Origin of the sequence: Maricaulis sp., assembly GCF_048270095.1 — a bacterium.
Lineage (GTDB): Bacteria > Pseudomonadota > Alphaproteobacteria > Caulobacterales > Maricaulaceae > Maricaulis.
In genome coordinates, this window is the sequence record NZ_JBLWTL010000013.1 from 21,320 (window position 1) to 41,390 (window position 20,071).

21 protein-coding genes are annotated in these 20,071 nt (G+C 63.1%); 14 read left to right on the plus strand and 7 right to left on the minus strand.

Annotation, left to right across the window (positions count from 1 at the left end; translation table 11 throughout):
* Positions 1-2,043, plus strand: a complete 2,043-nt coding sequence (pbpC, locus tag ACN0YJ_RS08870) for a penicillin-binding protein 1C (protein WP_417495975.1) — start codon at positions 1-3, stop codon at positions 2,041-2,043.
* Between the two features lie 264 nt (positions 2,044-2,307).
* Entirely contained in the window at positions 2,308-3,363 is a 1,056-nt protein-coding gene (locus ACN0YJ_RS08875; protein ID WP_417477030.1) for an isoaspartyl peptidase/L-asparaginase family protein, read from the plus strand.
* 38 nt (positions 3,364-3,401) lie between these two features.
* Here ACN0YJ_RS08875 and ACN0YJ_RS08880 read toward each other — a convergent pair whose 3' ends face one another.
* A complete protein-coding gene (locus ACN0YJ_RS08880) occupies positions 3,402-4,310 on the minus strand; it encodes a LysR family transcriptional regulator (RefSeq protein ID WP_417495976.1) in 909 nt (302 codons plus the stop codon).
* Between the two features lie 91 nt (positions 4,311-4,401).
* On the opposite strand from ACN0YJ_RS08880, the gene ACN0YJ_RS08885 reads away from it, so the two are divergent.
* The 4 genes from ACN0YJ_RS08885 to ACN0YJ_RS08900 all read left to right on the plus strand — a co-directional run bounded on the left by ACN0YJ_RS08885 (position 4,402) and on the right by ACN0YJ_RS08900 (position 7,871).
* Positions 4,402-4,863 carry a hypothetical protein gene (locus ACN0YJ_RS08885; protein WP_417477032.1) on the plus strand — a complete coding sequence of 154 codons (462 nt, stop codon included), beginning with the start codon at positions 4,402-4,404 and terminating at the stop codon, positions 4,861-4,863.
* Between the two features lie 217 nt (positions 4,864-5,080).
* Positions 5,081-5,716: a carbonic anhydrase gene (locus ACN0YJ_RS08890; protein WP_417477033.1), complete on the plus strand. Its 636-nt coding sequence runs from the start codon at positions 5,081-5,083 to the stop codon at positions 5,714-5,716.
* Between the two features lie 54 nt (positions 5,717-5,770).
* A complete protein-coding gene (locus tag ACN0YJ_RS08895; protein ID WP_417495977.1) occupies positions 5,771-6,796 on the plus strand; it encodes a hypothetical protein in 1,026 nt (341 codons plus the stop codon).
* A 67-nt stretch (positions 6,797-6,863) separates the two neighbouring features.
* On the plus strand, positions 6,864-7,871 hold the full coding sequence (locus ACN0YJ_RS08900; protein ID WP_417495978.1) for a fumarylacetoacetate hydrolase family protein: 1,008 nt from the start codon (positions 6,864-6,866) through the stop codon (positions 7,869-7,871).
* A 107-nt stretch (positions 7,872-7,978) separates the two neighbouring features.
* Here ACN0YJ_RS08900 and ACN0YJ_RS08905 read toward each other — a convergent pair whose 3' ends face one another.
* Together ACN0YJ_RS08905 and hspQ are read right to left on the minus strand one after the other, a co-directional pair.
* Positions 7,979-9,043, minus strand: a complete 1,065-nt coding sequence (locus ACN0YJ_RS08905; RefSeq protein ID WP_417495979.1) for an acyltransferase family protein — start codon at positions 9,041-9,043, stop codon at positions 7,979-7,981.
* Positions 9,044-9,174: 131 nt separating this feature from the next.
* Complete coding sequence (gene hspQ, locus ACN0YJ_RS08910; RefSeq protein WP_417477037.1) at positions 9,175-9,510, minus strand: heat shock protein HspQ; 336 nt, start codon at positions 9,508-9,510, stop codon at positions 9,175-9,177.
* Positions 9,511-9,838: 328 nt separating this feature from the next.
* Between hspQ and ACN0YJ_RS08915 the strand changes: the two genes are divergently transcribed.
* On the plus strand, positions 9,839-10,816 hold the full coding sequence (locus tag ACN0YJ_RS08915) for a Ppx/GppA phosphatase family protein (protein ID WP_417495980.1): 978 nt from the start codon (positions 9,839-9,841) through the stop codon (positions 10,814-10,816).
* On the plus strand, positions 10,813-11,580 hold the full coding sequence (locus ACN0YJ_RS08920) for an RlmE family RNA methyltransferase (protein WP_417477039.1): 768 nt from the start codon (positions 10,813-10,815) through the stop codon (positions 11,578-11,580). The genes ACN0YJ_RS08915 and ACN0YJ_RS08920 overlap by 4 nt, the downstream gene beginning before the upstream one ends.
* Positions 11,581-12,085: 505 nt before the next feature.
* Here ACN0YJ_RS08920 and ACN0YJ_RS08925 read toward each other — a convergent pair.
* Positions 12,086-12,742 carry a uracil-DNA glycosylase family protein gene (locus ACN0YJ_RS08925; protein ID WP_417477040.1) on the minus strand — a complete coding sequence of 219 codons (657 nt, stop codon included), beginning with the start codon at positions 12,740-12,742 and terminating at the stop codon, positions 12,086-12,088.
* Positions 12,743-12,921: 179 nt separating this feature from the next.
* Between ACN0YJ_RS08925 and ACN0YJ_RS08930 the strand changes: the two genes are divergently transcribed.
* From ACN0YJ_RS08930 to ACN0YJ_RS08950, 5 genes are all read left to right on the plus strand, one after another.
* Positions 12,922-13,266 (plus strand): hypothetical protein, encoded by a 345-nt coding sequence (locus ACN0YJ_RS08930; protein WP_417477041.1) that lies wholly within the window; start codon positions 12,922-12,924, stop codon positions 13,264-13,266.
* Positions 13,267-13,696: 430 nt separating this feature from the next.
* Positions 13,697-13,936, plus strand: a complete 240-nt coding sequence (locus ACN0YJ_RS08935) for an RHS repeat-associated core domain-containing protein (RefSeq protein ID WP_417496005.1) — start codon at positions 13,697-13,699, stop codon at positions 13,934-13,936.
* Positions 13,912-14,805 carry a polymorphic toxin-type HINT domain-containing protein gene (locus tag ACN0YJ_RS08940; protein ID WP_417495981.1) on the plus strand — a complete coding sequence of 298 codons (894 nt, stop codon included), beginning with the start codon at positions 13,912-13,914 and terminating at the stop codon, positions 14,803-14,805. The genes ACN0YJ_RS08935 and ACN0YJ_RS08940 overlap by 25 nt, the downstream gene beginning before the upstream one ends.
* A 20-nt stretch (positions 14,806-14,825) precedes the next feature.
* A complete protein-coding gene (locus ACN0YJ_RS08945) occupies positions 14,826-15,185 on the plus strand; it encodes a hypothetical protein (protein ID WP_417495982.1) in 360 nt (119 codons plus the stop codon).
* 214 nt (positions 15,186-15,399) lie between these two features.
* The gene (locus ACN0YJ_RS08950; protein ID WP_417477043.1) at positions 15,400-15,690 is read left to right on the plus strand and encodes an RHS repeat-associated core domain-containing protein; all 291 of its coding nucleotides are present in this window, start codon (positions 15,400-15,402) and stop codon (positions 15,688-15,690) included.
* Positions 15,691-15,719: 29 nt separating this feature from the next.
* Here ACN0YJ_RS08950 and ACN0YJ_RS08955 read toward each other — a convergent pair whose 3' ends face one another.
* Both ACN0YJ_RS08955 and ACN0YJ_RS08960 read right to left on the minus strand, forming a co-directional pair.
* Positions 15,720-16,580, minus strand: coding sequence for a metal-dependent hydrolase (locus ACN0YJ_RS08955; RefSeq protein ID WP_417495983.1), 861 nt, complete (start codon positions 16,578-16,580; stop codon positions 15,720-15,722).
* Positions 16,581-16,658: 78 nt separating this feature from the next.
* Positions 16,659-17,669, minus strand: coding sequence for a fatty acid desaturase family protein (locus ACN0YJ_RS08960; protein WP_417495984.1), 1,011 nt, complete (start codon positions 17,667-17,669; stop codon positions 16,659-16,661).
* A 56-nt stretch (positions 17,670-17,725) separates the two neighbouring features.
* On the opposite strand from ACN0YJ_RS08960, the gene ACN0YJ_RS08965 reads away from it, so the two are divergent.
* Complete coding sequence (locus tag ACN0YJ_RS08965) at positions 17,726-19,111, plus strand: FAD-dependent oxidoreductase (protein WP_417495985.1); 1,386 nt, start codon at positions 17,726-17,728, stop codon at positions 19,109-19,111.
* Here ACN0YJ_RS08965 and ACN0YJ_RS08970 read toward each other — a convergent pair.
* Positions 19,108-19,968 (minus strand): hypothetical protein, encoded by an 861-nt coding sequence (locus ACN0YJ_RS08970; protein ID WP_417495986.1) that lies wholly within the window; start codon positions 19,966-19,968, stop codon positions 19,108-19,110. The genes ACN0YJ_RS08965 and ACN0YJ_RS08970 overlap by 4 nt on opposite strands.
* Positions 19,969-20,071: the final 103 nt, after the last annotated feature.

Consider the following 20,071-nt stretch of genomic DNA (forward strand, 5'->3'; position numbering starts at 1 on the left):
ATGCCGGGGCTGGGGCGGATATATTGGGGCATCGTTGGCGCCGTGGCGGGGCTTGTCCTCCTGCTGGCTCTCGACGAGACCTTCCCGCCGCCGCTCGAACAGGCTGCCGCGCGATCACAGCTGGTCCGCGATCGGGATGGCGAGCTGTTGCGCGCCTTTCCTGTCGCCGATGGACGCTGGCGGCTGGCCGCTGATCTCGATCATATCGATCCGGATTTCATTGCCGCGCTGCTGGCCTATGAAGATGCCAATTTCTACCGCCATCCCGGTGTCGACCCGGCAGCAGTGGTTCGCGCCGCCTGGGAAGGTTTGCGGGCCGGGCGGGTGGTGTCAGGGGCTTCGACCTTGAGCATGCAGGTTGCGCGTCTGCTCGAACCACGGCCGCGCACATTTGCCGCCAAATTGCTGCAGATGATCCGCGCCGCGCAGCTGGAATTCCGCCTGACCAAGCGCGAGATTCTCGAACTCTATCTCACCCTGGCACCCTATGGCGGTAATCTGGAAGGGGTGAGGGCGGCGTCCTGGGCCTATTTTGGCCGGGAGCCCGATGCGCTGACCATTGAACAAATCGCGCTGCTCATCGCCTTGCCGCAATCGCCCGAGGCGCGTCGGCCTGACCGTCACCCGGAGGCGGCAGTCGCGGCGCGCGGCCGTGTACTTGACCGGCTGGCCCGGGTCGGGCTCGCCCGCACGACGGCGCAGGCCGATGCTGCTCTTGATCCGGCGCCGCAGCGCCGGGCCTTTCCCGGTGATGCCTGGCAGGTCGCCGAGACGCTGGCGCAGCAAAATCGTGATCGCACCGATATGGTGACGACGCTGGATGCCAGCCTGCAGCGGGCGCTGGAACAGCAGGTCCGCGATAATCTTCCGATCGGTGATCGCTCGGCCCAGATCGCGGTGATGGTGGTGGAAACGCAAAGCCGCGCCGTGCGGGCCGCGGTGGGCTCGTCAGGCCGCGATCGGCCGGGCGGCTGGATTGACCTGACGACACGGCCCCGATCCCCCGGCTCGACACTGAAACCCTTCATCTATGCGATGGCGTTTGATGATGGGTTGGCGGCGCCGGACACGCATATCGCGGATCTGCCACGCCGCTTTTCCGGTTATCAGCCGGATAATTTCGACCGTCGTTTTCGCGGTGATGTCACCATCGCGGAGGCCTTGCAGCACTCACTCAATATTCCCGCCGTGAGTACGCTCGATGATGTTGGCGCGCGGCGGTTTTCAGCGGCGCTCGGTTTTGCCGGGGCGAGGCCGGAACGTCCGCATGGGGCCGGGCGTGATGACGGGCTTGCCGTGGCGCTGGGTGGTGCCGGCCTGAGCGTGCGCCAATTGGCAGGGCTCTATGCTGCGCTTGGCGATGGCGGCCAGGCCCGGCCATTGCGCTGGCTGGAGGCTGAGGAGGAGCTCGAAGCCGGAACCGGCTTTGCCCTTGTGAGCGCGGAATCGGCGCGCGAAATCCTCACAATATTGCGCCGGGCACCGCATCCGGGCGGACGCATGCCCGCCAGCCTGACCACGGCGGCTCCGGAAATCGCCTTTAAAACAGGTACATCATACGGGTTTCGCGATGCCTGGTCGGCGGGTGTATCCGATCGCTATACCGTGGTGGTCTGGGTGGGAAGAGCCGATGGTGTCCCGCGCGAGGGGATTACCGGACGCGAGGGGGCGCTGCCGCTTTTGTTCCGGGTGTTCGACCTGATTGATAGTCTTGAGCCGACGCAGGCCCGGCCGGTTCGCGATGACAGCGAATTGCCGCCGGCGCCTCAAACCCTGGCCCGTTTTCAGCTCGACCCGGCGCCGCAAATCCTGTTTCCCCCTGATGGATCAGAGGTTTGGGCCGAGCGACCCGGACGCGGTTTCGTGCTGGCTGCGCAGGGACAAAGCGGAGTGAACTGGTATGCCGACGGCGAACCGGTTGGACGCAATGCGCTGGGCGATGCGGTCTGGTATCCGGACGGGCCCGGCTTCTACCTCGTTGAAGTTGTTGATAATGAAGGGCGTCGCTCGCGGGCGCGCGTACGTATCCGGATGGATAGCTGACCGGAATCGCGATCCGGAGGCACCCGTTTGTGAACGGGAGGCAGGCGGCGGCCGGGCCCTGCCACTCGCCTATCGTGTGACCACTGGATCCCTGCTGCCGACTTGCCACCCGCCAACCGCTTGCTGGCTGCAAGCTCACCCCAGCCCGGTTGGCAAGGCTTGCGACCGATGTGCACCGCGCCGGCAATGCCCGGTCGAGGCGCGCCGGCTTGCATGCCGACCCGAATGAGGCAAACTGGGTCGCAATAAGGGGAGTTTTGAAACATGCGCCATTTCCTGCTTGCGGCCATGACCGCCATTCTTGCCGCACCCGCCGTTCTCGCCCAGGACGCGCCGCAATGGGCGCTGGTCGTCCATGGCGGTGCCGGCGTGATTGAACGCGGTGCAATGACACCGCAAACCGACGCGGCCTATCGGGCTGCGATGGCGCGGGCGCTGGCGACCGGTGAGGGCGTCCTCGAGGCCGGCGGGACGGCGATTGATGCGGTCGAGGCCATCATCCGCGAATTCGAGGATGATGCGATGTTCAATTCCGGACGCGGCGCGGTGTTTACCGCTGCCGGCCGCAATGAGCTTGATTCCTCGATCATGGATGGCCGCGACCTCAATGCCGGCGCGGTGGCCGGCGTGACCTCGGTCCGTCACCCGATCTCGCTGGCCCGGGCCGTGATGGAGCACTCCCCGCATGTGATGTTGCAGGGCGAGGGCGCCGAGACCTTTGCCGGCGAGCAGGGCCTGGAAACTGTTCCGCCCGCCTTCTTTTTTACCGAGCGCCGCTGGGCGTCACTGGAAGGTGAACTGGGACGGCTCGGACTGCCGATCCCGCACCGGCCCGAGGGCGCTCCGGACCCGGAGCCGGTCGATGAGGGCGCCTTGCTGCGCGATAGCCGTGAGCATCGCTTCGGGACGGTGGGCGTTGTTGCGCTCGACACCGACGGCAATATCGCTGCGGGCACGTCGACCGGCGGTACGACGGCCAAGCGGTGGGGCCGGGTCGGTGACAGTCCGATTCTCGGCGCCGGCACCTATGCGAATAATGAGTCCTGCGGGGTTTCAGCGACCGGGACCGGCGAGTATTTCATCCGCCTGACAGTCGCCAGCCGGATCTGTGCCCTGGTGGAGTTCGAAGGGCTGGCGCTGCAGACCGCGGCTGACCGGGTGATCCAGGATGAGTTGACGGCGATGGGCGGCGATGGCGGCATTGTCGCCTTGACGCCGGGCGGGGAGATCGCCTGGAGCTTCAACACGCCGGGCATGTACCGGGCACGTCTGAGCGCCGGCGGCGAACCGCTGGTGGCGATTTATGGCGATGAGGAATGAGACGGCGCCCGGCTTCGCTGCGGGCCTGACCTGCGCGCCTAGAGCACCGAGGCTGCGCCGCGGGTGAAATAGGCATTATCAGCCTTCATCTGCTCAATGATGTGGTCATAGGCGGCGCGAATGCGGCCGCTCTTGCGCACGGTCTCATGTGCGACCACCCAGAGGTCCAGCGAGGAATGGAAGTCGGGCAGGACGCGTTCCAGGTCTGGGTATTGTCCGGCCAGGCGGTGTGAAGTGACGCCGATGCCGAAACCGGCCTCGACGCCGCGCACATGTGTGGTCGGGCTATTGGCCCGGAAAGCGATATGACTGGGCAGGACGGGCGCGCCCTCCGCAGTGCTCGGCCAACCAAAATAATCGCCCATCGACCAGCCGACACAAGTGTGGTCGGCCAGATCCTCGACCCGGGTCGGCCTGCCTTGTCTGTCCAGGTAGGCTTTCGAGGCATAGAGCCCGGCCCCGACCGTGGCACCGCGCCGGCCGATCAGGCTTTGCTGGGTCCCGGGCCCGTTCCAGCGCAAGGCAATATCGGCTTCGCGGTCGGCGAGATTGGCGGAGTGATTCTTGATCGATATCTCGACGCCAATCCCGGGATTCCTGTGGTGAAAGCTGACGAGGGCACGCGGCAACCAGTCAGCACCAATTCCCTCCGACGCGGAAATGACCACCCGGCCTGACAGACTCTGGTCCTGGGCGACGACGGCGCGCTCGATGGCGGATGCCTCTTCACGCATGCGTGCGGCATGGGCAACCACTTTCTGGCCGAGCGGCGTCAAACGCGACTGCCCGTTCTCTCGCTCGAATACGGGTTCGCCGAACCGCTGTTCGAGCGCCTGCAGGCGGCGGGTTACGGTGGGCTGACTGACGCCAAGCTGATGCGCGGCGGCCGTCAGGCTGCCGGCTTCGGAAATGGCGAGGCAGACGAGATAATCGGACCAATCTTCCATTCAAATATGTATATCTATGATCATGAATTCGTCAATTCCATTCGAAGAACTTAGTTCTCAAAATGAACGCTGTTCACTCATGGAGTTTCCGATGTTCCGTTCAATCCTTCTGGCAAGCGTGCTTGTCGCCGGCGCTGCCAGTGGTGCCCAGGCCCAGGCCTGCGATGCCGCGCCACAATTTGCCGCTCACCGGACCGCCAATGGCCTGGTGCGGGCGCAGTATAATGCCGTCACGCGCAGCCAATGGCCGCAAGCCATCCACTTCGGCCAGGAAGTCGCCGGTTCCGGCGCGGCCTCGGGGCAGCGCGCTGCTGCGCTGAGCAATCTGTGCTACGCCTTTGCGGCGACCGGCGAATATGCCCAGGCCGTTGAAGCCTGTAATGCCGCGATCGAACTGCGGCCGGATGCCTGGCGCGCGATCAATAATCGCGGTGCCGCCCAATGGCTCGCCGGCGACCACGCCGCAGCGACGACCGATTTCAATGCTGCCGCGGCTCTGGCCGGGAATGAAGACGAAGTGCAGGCGAATCTTTCCCTCGCCCAATGCGGCTAGGCTTGGCGGCCCCCTGTGGGCCATCAGCCCTGTAATCGCAGTCATGCGGGCCGGAGCCATTGCTCCGGCCCGTTTTTTTGCTGACAGAGCTGTCTTCTAATGCGGCAGTTTTGCCAGTAAAACATCGGTTCGCGCCGTCCGCTGTGCCGATTCCGGCCAGCAGGACACTCGCCGCCAGTCCTGCCGATTGCGGGGCGCAGAGCCGAAATGAGGACTGATGACCCAAGGGCCTCCACACAAACTTGCGGCGGGCTATCGCCGCTTCCGTTCCAAGAGTTACCCGGCGGAACGCGCCCTGTACCAATCGCTGTCCGAAGGCCAGAAACCGCACACGCTGGTGATTGCCTGCTCCGACAGCCGCGTCGACCCGGTCCATATTTTCGGTGCGCATCCGGGCGATCTCTTCGTGGTGCGCAATGTTGCCAATCTCGTACCGCAAATCGATCTGGACGGCGGCCGTCACGGCGTCTCGGCCGCCCTGGAATTCGCGGTGAAGCGGCTGGCCGTCGAACATGTCGTGGTGATGGGGCATGGCCGCTGCGGCGGGATCGAAGCCTGTGCGATCGGCCTCGACAAGCTTGATAGCCAGTTTCTGGGCCCCTGGCTGGAACCGCTCCAGCCGGCCCGCGACGAGGTGATCGCCCGGGTGGGCGAGGACAGCCTGGCGACGGTTTGCGATCAGATGGAATTGCTGGCGGTGGAGCATTCGGTCCGGCGCCTGCATCAATTCCCCTTTGTCACCGAAGCGATCAAGACGCGCGGCATGCAATTGCACGGCGCGCGCTTCTCCATCGCTTCCGGCATTCTGGAATGGATGGATGCTGATGGTGTGTTTGTGCCGGTGGTTCCGTGAACCCGGCACGCCCATGATGCGCATGACCGAGCCCGGACCGGCAGGAGTATCGCCGTGAGTAAACTGCCCCAGATTGCCGCCGACCCGCTCTGGTTTCCCGATGCGCATGACGCCAACAGCCATGCCTTGCGGCTGAGCCGGACCAACCGCAAGGCCTTGGCCGAGGAAGCGTTTCTCGATGATCGCTGGGACCGGACCGGGGCCGCGCAAGCCGCGCACCCGGTCAGCGATTTCGCCAGTCTTGTGGCGCCGAAACGGGCGCCGCGCTTCATCTGGCACACGGCGTTTTGCGGCTCGACCCTGCTGGCGCGCTGTCTCGACAAGCCCGGCAGCAATCTCAGCCTGCGAGAGCCCGCCGTGCTGATGAGCCTGGCGAATATGAAACGCACCCAGGGTGCCGAGGCGCTGCGCCGCGAGCTCGGCCCGGTGCTGGCGCTGCTGGCGCGACCCTTCGTGCGCCGCGAACATGTCACGATCAAGCCAACCAACACCGTCAATAATCTGATCGGTGATGTCGCTGCCCTGCTGCCGGATGCGCGTCATTTGCTGCTCTATTCCGAGCTGCGCGCCTTCCTGCTCTCCATCGCCAAGAAGGGTGAGCCGGGGCGGGCCTTTGCGCGACAATTATTCACGATTTTCGCGATGGACGGCCATCCGATCGCCCAGACCCAGCCGCGCGAATTGCTCAAGCTCACCGATCTCCAGATCGCGGCGCTGGTCTGGCACATGCAGGTCGCCTGCCTGCTTGAGGCAGCCCGTACGGGCGGTGCTGACCAGGTGGCCTCGCTCGATGGTGACCGTTTCCTGCACGCGCCCGAGCCGGCCCTGATCGCGGTCGATGAATTCCTCGGTCTCGGCCTGGGCAAGGCGCACGCAGGTCAGATGGCGTCCGGGCCGATCTTCCAGCGCGACTCCAAGGATCAGGCGCAGGCCTATAATGCCGGCCGCCGGGCTGCAGAGGCCGAACAGGCCGCGGCCTCGATCGGGCCGTCGCTCGATGCCATTATTGAATGGAGTTATGGCCTGTTTCCGGCGTCGCCGCGGCCAGGACACATGCCGCATCCATTGCTGGCGAACTGACGCGGCTTGCGCCACACTGCTGGCAGGGCAAGCCTTTGGGAATTCACTAGAAGGGAAGTCAACGCACATGAAACTCGCCTCGCTCAAAAACGGCCATCGCGACGGGAAGCTCGTTGTTGTATCGAAGGATCTGGCCTGGTGCACCGATGCCAGCCTGATCGCGCCGACGCTGCAGGCGGCGCTTGATGACTGGGATCGCTGCGAACCGGCCCTGCGTACGCTCGCCGAGCAGCTCGAGCGCGAGACGGTGCCGTCGGAGCGCTTCCATGAGCGCGAAGCGCTCTCGCCATTGCCGCGCGCCTACCAGTGGGCCGATGGCTCGGCCTACGTCAATCATGTCGAATTGGTGCGCAAGGCCCGCAATGCGGAAATGCCGGCGACTTTCTGGACCGATCCCTTGATGTATCAGGGCGGCTCCGATGCCTTCCTGGCTCCGCGTGAGGATATCCCGCTCGGCGATGAGGCCTGGGGCTGTGACATGGAAGGCGAGATCGCCGTCATCACCGGCGATGCGCCGGCCGGGTGCTCGCCGGACGAGGCCGCCAAGGCGATCCGTCTGGTAATGCTGGTCAATGATGTGTCCTTGCGCGGTCTTATCCCGGGCGAGCTGGCCAAGGGGTTCGGCTTCTTCCAGTCCAAACCGCCATCGGCCTTCTCCCCCGTCGCCGTTACGCCCGACGAACTCGGCGCGGCCTGGGACGGCAAGAAGCTGCAGGGCGAATTGCTGGTGAAATATAATGGCGAGCTGTTCGGCAAGGCCGAATGCAGCACCGACATGACCTTTGATTTCGGTGAGTTGATCGCCCATCTCGCCAAGACGCGTCCTGTCACGGCGGGCACGATTGTCGGGTCCGGCACGGTGTCCAACAAGCTCGATGGTGGCCCGGGAAAACCGATCTCTGAAGGCGGCGTCGGCTATTCCTGTATTGCCGAGATTCGCATGATCGAGACGATCCAGAACGGCAAGCCGGCAACGCCTTTCATGAAATATGGCGATACGGTCCGCATTTCGATGAAGGATGCCGACGGGCATCTCATCTTCGGCGCGATCGAGCAGAAAGTCGTCAAGGCCTGAAGGGCGGGCCAGCCGGTATGAATGGCAAAGGCCAGGACCGTCACCGGTCCTGGCCTTTTTTCATCTTGGTCGCCGGCGTTGCCGTGCCGCGCTGCCGGCGCGTACCGTCAGATCGCGCTGGCCGGACGCGGAATGGCGGCAGCGCGCGGGCCCGCAGTCCGGCGCGATTTTAGTCCCAGCGCCAGCAGGGGTGCGAAACCACCCACCCGGAGTGTCACGATCTGGAACACGACGGGGGCACCGAGACCGGCAATCATGCCCAGCGCCAGACCCAATGAGGCGTCGGGCATGCCGATGAAATTATAGACCATCTGCAGGCCGAGCGCGCCGAACATATGGTAGAGATAGATCGAGAAGGAATACTGGCCGAGCCAGGCCAGGGGCGCGATCGAGAAACGGTGCATGATCAGCGCGCCGGAGAAACTCAGGCCCAGGCCCAGCGCGACGGCATCACGGCGCAACAGCTCATGTCCCGGATCGGTGAGCACGATATAGGCGTGGACCGCCAGCATCGAGACCAGGCCGCCAATCAGGACCGTCGAGACCAGCTGACGCGGCAATTGTGCGACCTTGGCCATTTCCATCCGGTTGATCACCAGTCCGAGCGCGAAGAAGGGCGCCAGATAGGGCGTGTGGAAGAAGGAGAAGAGTTTGATCTCGCCGCCAAACGGGGTCAGGAAAAGCACGGATGTGACCACCAGAAAGCCGATCGCGACCTGCAGCGGCGCGCGCGGCCAGATCCAGTCCAGCGCCGCGATGACGAGGAAGATCGTCAGGATGGAATGCAGGAACCAGAAATGCGCATAGGGCTCCAGATAGACCTGCCAGAAATCGCCCAGCGGCACGGCGTAAGCCCCGCCGAGCACAGTATTGACGACGGCAAAGGCGGTGGCCGCGAACAGATAGGGCAGGACCAGGCGGCGGCCCTTGCCGGTCAGGAATTTGCCGCCTTCACCGCGCCGGAGCGGCCGGTAGGCATAGACGAAGCCCGACAGCATGGCGAAGAGCGGCATGCGCAGATGGAAAAACAGGGCCGAGAACATGGCGAAGGGGTGATCCCAGTCGAGCCGCAGGCCGTGTTCGGGCGCTTCGCCAATGACATGGAAGGCCACCAGCAGGACGCAGGCCAGCCCGCGCAGCGTATCGATTCCCATATTCCGCTTGTCAGTCATCAGCTGCGCTCCTGGTCCAGACGCCGGATGTCTCAATCCGGGCACAGCTCGGGAGGACAGCAAGTCAGGGGCCAGAAATGGCCATTTGGGCGGTGCGGCCCGGCTGTTGTGAGAACAGGGTTTATGCCGGGTTAATTGGAGACTTGCGGCAGGTCGCGCAGAATGTAGCGCGTGCCGTCAAAGGTCTCGAAGGCCTCGTCGATCTGCGGATGGCTGATCGGTCCGTTCTCGGCGTCCGGCAACAGGTTCTGCTCGGAGACATAGGCACCGTAATAGCTGTCCTCATTCTCGGCCAGCAGGTGATAGAAGGGCTGATCGCGATCGGGGCGGACTTCGGCCGGGATCGATTCATACCATTCCTCGGTATTGGAAAATTCGGCATCGACATCAACGATGACGCCGCGAAACGGGTAGAGGCGGTGACGCACGACATCGCCCAGGCCAAATTTTGCTTCTCGCATTTCCATCACAACACTCTGAACCTTGCCGGTTAATTTCGCATGGGCCAATCGCAGTCGGTGCTGCGGGTGTGGTGCCCCCGGATCGCGCCTGCTTGCGTTACGCCGCCTTGCGGCCTTGTCGAAGACGCGTATGCTGATCATGAAGACTAAATCAGGCCAGATCGTGTTGCGCCAGCCTTTGCAGGCGCACCGTACTGGCGAGAGGACTGACATGGCGGAGCCTACGCCCCCGGACAATCCGGGGACCGGATCCGCCGCACGCAAGCGGAGCGGACGGCGTCGGCCGACCATTCCCGTGTACGGCGCGATCGATCTGGGGACGAATAATTGCCGCATGCTGCTTGCGCAACGCACGAGTAGCGGGTTTCAGGTCATTGACGCATTTTCCCGCGTCGTTCGCCTCGGCGAGGGGCTGAATGCGCATGGTGTGCTCTCCGAGGGCGCCATGGACCGGGCCGTCGACGCCTTGCGCGTCTGTGCCGACAAGCTTGGCCGTCATGCCCAGATCCGTCACCGGGCGATTGCCACCCAGGCCTGCCGCGAGGCGACAAATGGCGTCGCGTTTCTTGAACGGGTGAAGGCGGAGACCGGTATTGCCTTCGACCTCATCACGCCCGAGGAAGAAGCGCGCCTGGCCCTGCATGGCTGTCTCGACCTGCTCGATGAGGACAAGGATGCGGCGCTGGTGATCGATATCGGCGGCGGTTCGACCGAATTGTCCTGGGTCGATCTGGCCGCCTGGCGCGAGCGCGGCGGGCTGCAGAGCGGTGGCCGGCCGCCGGTGCGCTCCTGGAGTTCGACCCCGGTCGGCGTCGTCACGCTGGCGGAGCGCTTCCCCGAGCGCGAGGATCGTGAAGCCTGGTATCAAGACATGAAATCCTATGCCCGCCAGCTGATGAAGACGCCGCGCGGTGCCCGCTCCATGCGGTCGCTCTTCTCGGAGGGTCGGGCGCATCTGGTCGGCACATCGGGCACCGTGACCTCGATCGCCGGTGTGCATTTGCGTCTGCCCCGCTATGAGCGCGCCAAGGTTGACGGTTTGTGGATGAGCTGCGCCGAGGCCGAAGCCGCCTGCACCCGGCTGCGCGTCCTCGATCTGGCGGGACGCTCGAAGGAGCCGACGATTGGCCATGACCGGGCCGAGCTGGTGCTGGCGGGCTGCGCGATCTATGAAGCGGTGGCCGAGCTGTGGCCGGCAGAGAATTTGCGCGTCGGCGATCGCGGCCTGCGCGAGGGCTTGTTGCTCAATCTGATGCGCCGTAACAAATCACGCCGCCGCAAGAAAAAATCGCCGGGAGAGACCAGCACATGAGTGGACCTTCGGACGAAGACGACGACAACAAGCCCGCCGGCGATACCCCGCCGGTTGATGATAATCAGCGCCGCCGCCGTGTCGGTGGCCCGGTCACCAAGGGCGGGGATAGCCGCGCCTCGAAACAGATGTTCGAGCGCGTCAAGACCGCGCGCGGCCGCAAGACCTCCTCGAAAAACTGGCTGCAGCGCCAGCTCAACGACCCCTATGTCAAGAAAGCGCAGATGGAGGGCTATCGCTCCCGCGCCGCCTACAAGCTGATCGAGCTGGATGAGCGCTTTCGCTTCATCAGGCCGGGCATGCGCATTGTCGATCTCGGCTCGGCGCCGGGCGGCTGGCTGCAGGTCTGCGTCAAGAAGGGCGTGTCGGAAGTGATCGGCATCGACCTTCTGCCGATTGACCCGATCGATGGCGCGACGATCTTCGAGAAGGATTTCACCGAGGACGACGCGCCCGACATGGTCAAGGCGGCGATGGGCGGACCGGCCGACGGGGTGATCTCCGATCTGGCGCCCTGGACGACCGGCCACAAGAACACCGACCATGTCCGCATTGTCGGCCTGGTCGAGCTGGCGGCCCTGTTCGCCTTCGAAACCCTGAAACCGGGCGGTTTCTTCATCGCCAAGGTCTTCCAGGGCGGCGCCGAGGGCGAATTGCTCGAACAACTCAAACAACGCTTCGGCAAGGTGCGCCATTTCAAGCCGGCCTCCAGCCGTTCGGAAAGCGCCGAAACCTTTCTGATCGCGATGGGCTTCAAGGGCTGAGGCGGGTTTTCCGCGGCAAACACTCTGCCAGTCTGTCACCCTGTCATTGCGGGGTTGCAGCCCTGCCAGTAAAGGCCTAGGTGCGATGACAGGGCGCATGGCAGAGCCTGTCAGCCTGCCACCGAAGTACCGGCCCCGCGCCTGCACAATGCCCGCCGCCTGGCGGCATTCCGGCGCGGCGCGGACGCGTTTTTGGTTATCAATCGACGATGTCAAAGAGCGAAATCGCCACGATTATAACCGCGTGCCGCCAGGGGGCGGACAAGCTGGACCGCGAGGGGATACGGCAGCTGTGCTGCCGGTGCGGGTTGGCGCTGGCGTGTTGATGTGAGGCGGCGTGCGGGGTCTGCCCGTCACGAGCCGGGGCGGGGTTGGTAATGGTATTGCAATTTGGGGATTTAGGGCCGCCTAATTGCGTGTGTCCCCATTTACTTGAACAACGTCTTGAGAAACGACAACTAGGGAGGTCGAGTTCGTGCGAGCTCGCGAAGTGATGAAGCAAAACTCAGGACATGCCTGCAGCGATACGGTCCCAGTCTTGCTCAACTTGTTCAGCCCCGCGGTTGTTTGTCCCTCGAGCCCCGGGGTGAGGAACAACGTACGCGAGCGAGGTTCCAACTTCGAACGGTCTCTCAATCATCGCATTGAAACTTGGAGCAAGTGGCAGGCGGAGAACATGTCTCAGCGTGTCCCCAACGCACCTCCCCAGACAAATTACAATCAAGGGCGAAACGATGCGGACTTGCGGCAACAAGAAATGCTCTGCGGCCCACCGGGCTGCTGCAACGGGCAACCGAGCCCCCATGTCGCCAAGCTTGATGAGAGGCATCATGTTGGTCGCGTAGACCTCATCCCAACGAAGCCCGAGCTTCGAATGGAGCAGCCTTTGCAGGTTGTTGTTGGTGGGTAGCGCCGGATCATACCCGAAGCGCTTGATCTCAGAGTTTGGAGGGGCGCCAAGCAAGTCGGAAGCGGCCCAGTCTTGCCCCACAATCATAACGTCACTGCCGACATTTCCCGCTGACAAAGACCACGGCGAAACGACATCGCACTCGTAGTAGCCGTCATGGAAGTCGGTGAGATTCGCGAAGCCCGGCCAACTGGCCTGCTGTCGGGCCTTAGCCAGAGAGAGCAGCTGACCTTTCTTCGTGTTTTCCACCATCCTTCTAGATCTCCTATGCGTTCGCACAGCGATTCTTTGAGATTACCGCAGACCGGCGTTCAGTCGAGTTGGCCAACTGAATAGCCCCGCAAATAAATGGTGACAGGCACCATATTCCCAAGTCAGCGCTAGCATTTGCCTCAGAAACGCGCGGCTAACAGTGCCCGTCGACCAAATAGGTGCCTGTCACCATTTATTTAGAGAACGTTATCGAAGGCAATATTCCGCAACAAAACTTCCATGTCGATCTCCCGTCTGCTGCCCTTGCCGGTGTCGGCGGTTCGCAAGCACCCGCCATCAACGCTGGAGCACGAAGAGTGTTCACTAGCGGAGTGGGCGAAACAATAGGAGCTATTGGTGAGGGGGTGTGCACAGGGGTTGCTGAGTTTTTGGGAGATATTGCTGGAGATAAGTTGAGTGATGCCGACATTATCCCAGTAAACTTCAGGCTTACGGATGAGAACGGAGAGTGGGCACCTGGACTCGTTACAAACGAATACCTAAGTGACGTGGGAGGTCATTAGATTGATGCCGTACTTATTGATGATTCTAATTGGCCTTGTCGCCTTCCCTATACAGGCTGTATGGCGAGCCATAAATGCAAAGTGGTCCGGACCCATGCTCGCAATAGTGGGAATATTGTACTATTGTGCTAGCTTGCTAATAATTGGAGTCGTAGTAGTTTTGTTAGCGCCGTCATTTCTAAGAGAATCAAGCGCAGGATATGAATACGTAGCTCTGATTTTGGCATTTTCTGCGAGTTACATTGCAGCATCTATCATCGCGTCAAAACAGATGACAAAACGGTGAGCGGATCATGCTATTAGCATAGTACTCAGGAAAAATGGGGACATGGCCGTAATCGCGGCTGGTCACGCTCCGGGTCTATAGTGCGGGGTCTGCGTAGAGCAGGAATAAACGGGGACACACGCAATTTATTGCGCCACCGGCCATATCACCGACACCGATACCGGCATGGTCTACATGCAGGCCCGCTATTACGACCCGGCCATCGGACGGTTCCTGTCGGGCGATCCGGTGGGATTTGCGAGCGGCGGGCCGGGGTATTTCAATCGCTATGCCTATGTCGGGAATGATCCGGTTAATGGGGTGGATCCGACGGGGAGGCGGTCGAGACCATCTGGGATGCCGCGAATGTTGCGATGGGCGTGGCATCGCTGGTTTCGAATGTGAGCCAGGGCAATTTCGGCGGCGCAGCTGTCGACCTGGTTGGTGTGGTCATTGACGGGGCTGCAACGGCGGTCCCCTTCGTGCCCGGCGGCGCGGGGACCGCAATCAAGGTGGGAAGGGCTGCGAATGCCGACGCCGATGCTGCGCGCGGCGCTGACCGGGCGGCCGATGCGGCGCGACGTACGTGCTGTTTCGTCGCCGGAACGCTGGTCGACACCGAAGACGGCCTGCGCCCGATCGAAGAGATCGAAGCCGGCGATCGAGTCTGGTCCCGCGACGCCGAGACCGGCGAGACGGCGCTGCAACCTGTCACCGATCTCATTCGTCGCCATGAGCGTGTGATCTGGGACGTCGAGCTGGTCGCCGCAGACGGCGCTCATGAGCTTTTTGAAACGACGGACGATCACCCCTGGTGGATCGCCGGGCGCGGCTGGTTTGCGACTGAGGAGCTGGTGCCGGGTTCGGCGGTTGTCACCCGTGACGGCCGCGGGATGGTCATCGCCCGGGTGGAGCAAACGGACCGGGTGGATGCGACGTACAACCTGACGGTTGATGCGTTTCATACATATTTTGTGGGCGACCAGCGGGTGCTGGTGCATAATTGTGATCGCTTGCCCAGGCCGCCTAGAGGGCCAGGGAGCGTCCCTAGGGATCAGCGTGATCCGCAGCGCACATTTAGCCCGTCCGACCGAGCGGCAAAACGGGAACAACAAGGCAGTCAATGCGCCAACGGTTGCGGAACTGAAATTGACGCGTCAAACTCGCAGGGGCATCATATTGAGCGGCATGCTGACGATGGTCCAACAACATCTGAAAACCACGCAGAGGTATGTACTGATTGTCACAGACGATTGCACTCGCGAGATGACTAAGAACAATGATTGTGCCGGTAATGAAAGATTTGGAAAAAGAGCAAGCTGTACCAACAGAATGGCGCCCGGTATTATGCGAAATTGTAGATGCAATAAGAAATAATACCTACGACTTTAGCTCAGCTAAATACGGGGTAGATGCATTGCCTGAGGCGCGTGCAAATCAAATAACGAACAACATAGAAGATTACGGGTGTGAGTTGGATCGAATTACCGATGAAGTATGGAGCTCGTCGGTATGTCGGTGGCAAGATGGGTATTGGGATTTGTTGGTGGATCTGCGGACGAAGGAAGAGGGATTAAGCGATCTGGCGCTAATAGTCCGTGTGTTTGACGAAGCGCGCTATAGATTTGAAGTTATGTCGGTGCATGTTCCATAAGGATAAAACGGGGACACACACCATTTATCGCTGAGAACATCCCCGTTCAGCGAACCGGCTCGATACGCCAGCCTGTCGCGCTTCGCCCACGCTGACAGCAGGTTTGTCGTGGAATAAGTGGGGACACACGCAATTTATTGCGTCCTGCGCCTGGCGGGGCGCACAATGGTGCGGCTCTCCGAAACCTCGTCCGGCACGGCGGCGATCTTCACCCATGGCGACCATCTTGGCTCACCGCTCGCTGCCACCACGTCCAGTGGCGGCCTGCTGTGGCCATCTTTTTACTGGGACTTGGGACTACACCCCCTTCGGCGAGGCGCGCCAGCAGCCCGTCGCCAATGAAGAGGGCGACAGCTTCACCGGCCATATCACCGACACCGATACCGGCATGGTCTACATGCAGGCCCGCTATTACGACCCCGCCATCGGGCGGTTTTTGTCGGGCGATCCGGTGGGGTTTGCGAGCGGCGGGGTGGGGTATTTAACTAGCTGGGCACACACGTAATTCTCCAGAACAACGGCGCGCGTCCCCGCTCATTCAGCCGCCATTTGTGCAAACTTGTCCTGCCAGGCGGTCATCGTGGCGCGGTTATCATGGTCCCAGGGGTGGAAACCCGGCTTGTACCAGGACCAGTATGTGCCCCAACCCTTGCGGAACAGGCCCGGTTTGAACAGGAGATACCACAACACCCGCGCCCGCGCTGTCCACGGGCTGACGCCGTCGGCGATCAGGAGTTTCGAGGCATAGCGGCTGATATTCGAGGTGAAGAGCAGGGTCACGATCATCATCACCCGGGTGCGCAGAAAATAGCGCTGCCGCGGCGTCCACTTGGCGGTGACTTGCTGGTAAACGTCGAAGGCGACGGCCTTGTGCTCGGTCTCTTCCAGCGCATGCCATTGCCACAGGCGCAAGATGTCCTCGTGTGTGCCCTCGAATACACTGCCATCCTCGAGGGTCACATCGGCCATCATGGCGGTGAAATGCTCCAGCGCGATGGTCACGGAGAGCATGGCGACCGGGCCGCGCTCGCGGGTGATGCGGATGCGGTCGCGGATTTCCGTTTCAATCTCGTCGATCGGATAGTGAGCCCGGTCCAGCCCGCCATTGAGCGCCACATGTTCGCGCGAATGGATCGCCTCCTGTTTGATGAAAGCCTTCGCATCGTCCAGCAGCTTGCCCGACAGCTCGCCGCGATAATGGCGCACCGCATCCATGAAGAGGCGCTCGCCATCGGGAAAGGTCAGCGACATCGCATTGAACACCGCCGTCGCCACTGCATCGCCGCCGAGCCAGGCTTTGCCTTGTGCGGCCTCGGTCGCGAAATGGATATCGCGGGGCGTGATGGTGAGCTCGTTGGGCGGGGTGGTTTTGGTGGCGGGGCGGGGGGCGGTCATGGGCGATATCCTGAAGGCAGGACGCCATAATGAACGCTGTTCACTTCACGCGCCAGCCAAAAAGGACGGGCGCAGAAATCACGTCTTCCGGGGCGTCTGATCCGCCCGAACAGCCTTCTTCAGCATCGCCCGATAGCCCGGCGCGCTTGCGCCTTCATAGCCGTCGAAATAGCCGCGCTCGCTCAGCAGGCGGTTGAGCTTGGGCAGATGATAGGGCGGGATCGCCGCAAAGAGATGATGTTCGAGGTGGTAGTTCACATAATTGGGCGCGACCAGCGCGCGTTCGATCCAGTTGGCGTGGGTGGTGTGGGTATTATTGCGCGGCTCGGTGTCGAGCCGGTTGATGGCGACGCCATGCTCACCGATATGGCGCAGGCGCATGACGGCGGGGAAGATAAAGATCCGCGCCGCCCACCACAGGCCGATCGCCCACAACGCACCCGCGGCATAGAGCGCGATCATCATCACCAGCTGGAAGACAAGAAAGGGGAGTTTTGCCTCCAGCGTCGGGTTTTGCCATGAGCCGATCAATTCGCGCATCCCGGTCTGGCCGGTGAGGTCGCGGATGAATTTGCGCCGCAGGCTGGCGCGCGTGACGGGATAGTCCTTGACCAGGCCCTTGTCGGGATCCTTGTCGGTGCCGGCATATTTATGGTGGTCGAGATGATAGCTGCGATAGGCCAGGAAGGGCGCATCAATGGCGGCGCCGCCAATCCACTTGCCGACGAATTCATTGAGCGCGCGGCTGCGAAAGAGCGAGCGGTGGGCACAGTCATGCATGATGATGGCGAAGCTGAGCTGGCGTCCGCCGAGCAGGGCGATGGCGATCAGCAGGGTGAGCGGATTGGGCCAGGCGATGGCCAGCGCATAGGCGGCGATCACGAGGGCCATATCGCCCGCCAGCATCACGGCGCCCTGCCAGTCGGTCGGGCGTGACAGGACGCGCAGCTCCTCGCGTGACAGGCAATCGGACAGGCTGGACGTCATGGCAAATCCTCCATCATCACTATCGCGCAAAATCCAGCGCTCGGCCAGCGGCGCCCGGACGACCGTGCCGGCGCCGCCCCGGCCGGGATTGGCGGGTGACAAGGCCTTGATTTGCGTCGATTATGGCCCGCAGGCATGGGGCTCAAGAGCAAGGCGTGATGGCGTTGAAATTTGTCGATCGACGCGGCGTGCTGGCGGGGCTCGCCGCGATGGCGCTGATGCCGGCGGCATCGCCGGCGCAAAGGCGGTCGGGCCGGGCGATCGTGATCGGTGCCGGCGTGGCCGGTCTGGCCTGTGCCCGCGACATGATGCGCGCCGGTCTGGATGTCGTGGTGCTCGAGGCGCAGGCGCGCATCGGTGGCCGCCTCAAGACCAGTCATCAATGGGAAGGTCTGCCGGTGGAACTGGGGGCGTCCTGGATTTATGGCGTGACCGGTAATCCCGCTGCCAGCATTGCCCGCAGCGCCGGCCTCGACCTGCAGCCCGTCGATTTTGCCAACCGCGCCGTTTATGAAGCCGGCTCCGGCCCGCTCGGCCCCCGGGCCCTGGCCCGGCTGGAAGCGGTCGAACGCCGGCTTGAGCGCCACATGCAGAACACGCCGGGTGAAGCCCTCGCCCGCGCCTGCCGCACACGGCCGCGGGGCACGATTGCCAATCGGGTGGCGCGCCAGGTCAGTCTCGATGCGACCGGTGCGAGCCAGCATCAAAGGGCCCAGTTTGCGATCAATTCCATCGTCGAACATGAATTCGGCACGGATTTCGAACATCTCTCGCGCTGTTTCTGGACCGAGGGCGAGGCCTTGCCCGGCGGCGATGCCTGGATAGCGGGCGGGTTTGACCAGTTGGCGCAATCGCTGGCGGACGGGCTCGATATCCGGCTCGGGCAGCGGGTCGAGCGCGTTGATTATCAGGGCAATGGCGTGGCCGTCACGACCGCCAACGGGGTCGAGCAAGCCGATGTCGTCATCGTGACGGTGCCGCTGGGCGTGCTGCAGGCGGGCCATATCCGTTTCGAACCCGGACTGCCGGAAACCAAGCTCGAGGCCATCAATGCCCTCGGTTGCGGCGTGCTCAACAAATGCGTCCTGCGTTTCGATGCGGTCAGCTGGCCGCGCAATATCGAGATTTTCAACCGGCTCGCCGATGCGCGCGGCGAATGGAGCCAATTCGTCAATCTCGGCGCTTTTGGCGAGGGCGGGGCGATCATGGCCCTCAATGCCGGCTCCTTTGCCCACGAGCTCGAGGCGGCCAGCGATGCGATGACGGGCCGGCTCGCGCTGGAGGCCTTGCGCTCGATGTTTGGCTCGGGGTTTCCCGAATTCTCGGCCTTGCAGGTCACGCGCTGGGCTGGTGATGAGTACGCGCTCGGCAGCCATTCCTTCCCGATCGAGGCGACGCGGGCCGACACCCGGATTCGCCTGCTCGATGCGGTCGATAACCGGATATTCTTTGCCGGCGAGGCGACCTCGACCAATGCGCCCGGAACGGTCCACGGCGCGCTGCGCTCGGGCCGCGCCGCCGCCGTCGCCGTCGTCGAGCGCTAGGCGCGCTGGCGCTTCGGCCAGACGCGGCCGGCGACCAGACCGGCAAGGACAGCCCAGACCGGCAGTGCGCCGAGCAGTCCGGCCTGGCCTTCAAACATCGCCGCAGTGCCAAACAACACGATGATCACCGCGCCGCCGCGGACACGGCGGCGTTCGAGCGGTTCGCCATTGGCATCGCAGACGCTGGTGATTGCCGGGCAGGTCAGGATGAAAATCGCGCTGAGCGCGGTCACAATCAGAGCGGCGAGGCTCCAGGCCGGGTCAATCAGGCCCAGCGGCTCCAGTGTCAGCGGTGTCCACTCGCCGCCGCGCTGGACGACGGCGAACATCGAAAATCCGGTCGCGAAGGCGGCGAAGACGAGGTTGAGCGTGCGCTTGCGGTCATAGAGCAGGTCGATCGCCATCGCGAAAGCGGCGATCAGGCCCATCGCCCAATAGCCGTCAACGAATACCGCCAGGCCGGCCAGCACGGTGACGAGCGCGAGATCGGTGAGCTTGGCGGCTTGTCCCACCGTGCGCACGACGATGCGGGTCGCCATCAGCACGAGGGCGAGCACCCACAGGGCGGGGGTATAGCCCAGCGCAATGGCGGCGACCGTCAACGCCATCGCGATGAAGGCGGCTTCATTGCGGTCGGGATCAATCTCGCGGCCCAGCGCCCAGGCCAGAAAGGCCGATAGCAGCCCGCCGAGCCCGGTTGCGGCGCCGCCGGCCAGTCCGGCGTCGCGCAGGAGGAAGGCAGCGGCGCCGGTGACCAGGGCGATCAGTGGCAGAAGGATCAGCACGGCCCGATTGGTCGGATATTGCGGCTCCAGCGGGCGCGCGATCGACGACAGGCGGTAGATCGGCTTGGACATGATTGGCTCCTCGAATCCCTGTGATCTATCATGGCGCGGATCGGGCCGCGCGCGAAGAACAGTCTTGCGATTTCGCGGCCATGCGCTTTAGTGGCGGCAAGGC

Coding starts and splice junctions, on each gene's coding strand:
- ACN0YJ_RS08905 (WP_417495979.1), bottom strand. CDS start 9,043: ATGACTGACAAGCGGAATATGGGAATCGATACGCTGCGCGGGCTGGCC.
- ACN0YJ_RS08970 (WP_417495986.1), bottom strand. CDS start 19,968: ATGTCCAAGCCGATCTACCGCCTGTCGTCGATCGCGCGCCCGCTGGAG.
- ACN0YJ_RS08955 (WP_417495983.1), bottom strand. CDS start 16,580: ATGACCGCCCCCCGCCCCGCCACCAAAACCACCCCGCCCAACGAGCTC.
- ACN0YJ_RS08950 (WP_417477043.1), top strand. CDS start 15,400: ATGGCGACCATCTTGGCTCACCGCTCGCTGCCACCACGTCCAGTGGCG.
- hspQ (WP_417477037.1), bottom strand. CDS start 9,510: ATGGAAATGCGAGAAGCAAAATTTGGCCTGGGCGATGTCGTGCGTCAC.
- ACN0YJ_RS08920 (WP_417477039.1), top strand. CDS start 10,813: ATGAGTGGACCTTCGGACGAAGACGACGACAACAAGCCCGCCGGCGAT.
- ACN0YJ_RS08885 (WP_417477032.1), top strand. CDS start 4,402: ATGTTCCGTTCAATCCTTCTGGCAAGCGTGCTTGTCGCCGGCGCTGCC.
- ACN0YJ_RS08890 (WP_417477033.1), top strand. CDS start 5,081: ATGACCCAAGGGCCTCCACACAAACTTGCGGCGGGCTATCGCCGCTTC.
- ACN0YJ_RS08880 (WP_417495976.1), bottom strand. CDS start 4,310: ATGGAAGATTGGTCCGATTATCTCGTCTGCCTCGCCATTTCCGAAGCC.
- pbpC (WP_417495975.1), top strand. CDS start 1: ATGCCGGGGCTGGGGCGGATATATTGGGGCATCGTTGGCGCCGTGGCG.
- ACN0YJ_RS08875 (WP_417477030.1), top strand. CDS start 2,308: ATGCGCCATTTCCTGCTTGCGGCCATGACCGCCATTCTTGCCGCACCC.
- ACN0YJ_RS08965 (WP_417495985.1), top strand. CDS start 17,726: ATGGCGTTGAAATTTGTCGATCGACGCGGCGTGCTGGCGGGGCTCGCC.
- ACN0YJ_RS08900 (WP_417495978.1), top strand. CDS start 6,864: ATGAAACTCGCCTCGCTCAAAAACGGCCATCGCGACGGGAAGCTCGTT.
- ACN0YJ_RS08925 (WP_417477040.1), bottom strand. CDS start 12,742: ATGGTGGAAAACACGAAGAAAGGTCAGCTGCTCTCTCTGGCTAAGGCC.
- ACN0YJ_RS08945 (WP_417495982.1), top strand. CDS start 14,826: ATGAAAGATTTGGAAAAAGAGCAAGCTGTACCAACAGAATGGCGCCCG.
- ACN0YJ_RS08915 (WP_417495980.1), top strand. CDS start 9,839: ATGCTGCTTGCGCAACGCACGAGTAGCGGGTTTCAGGTCATTGACGCA.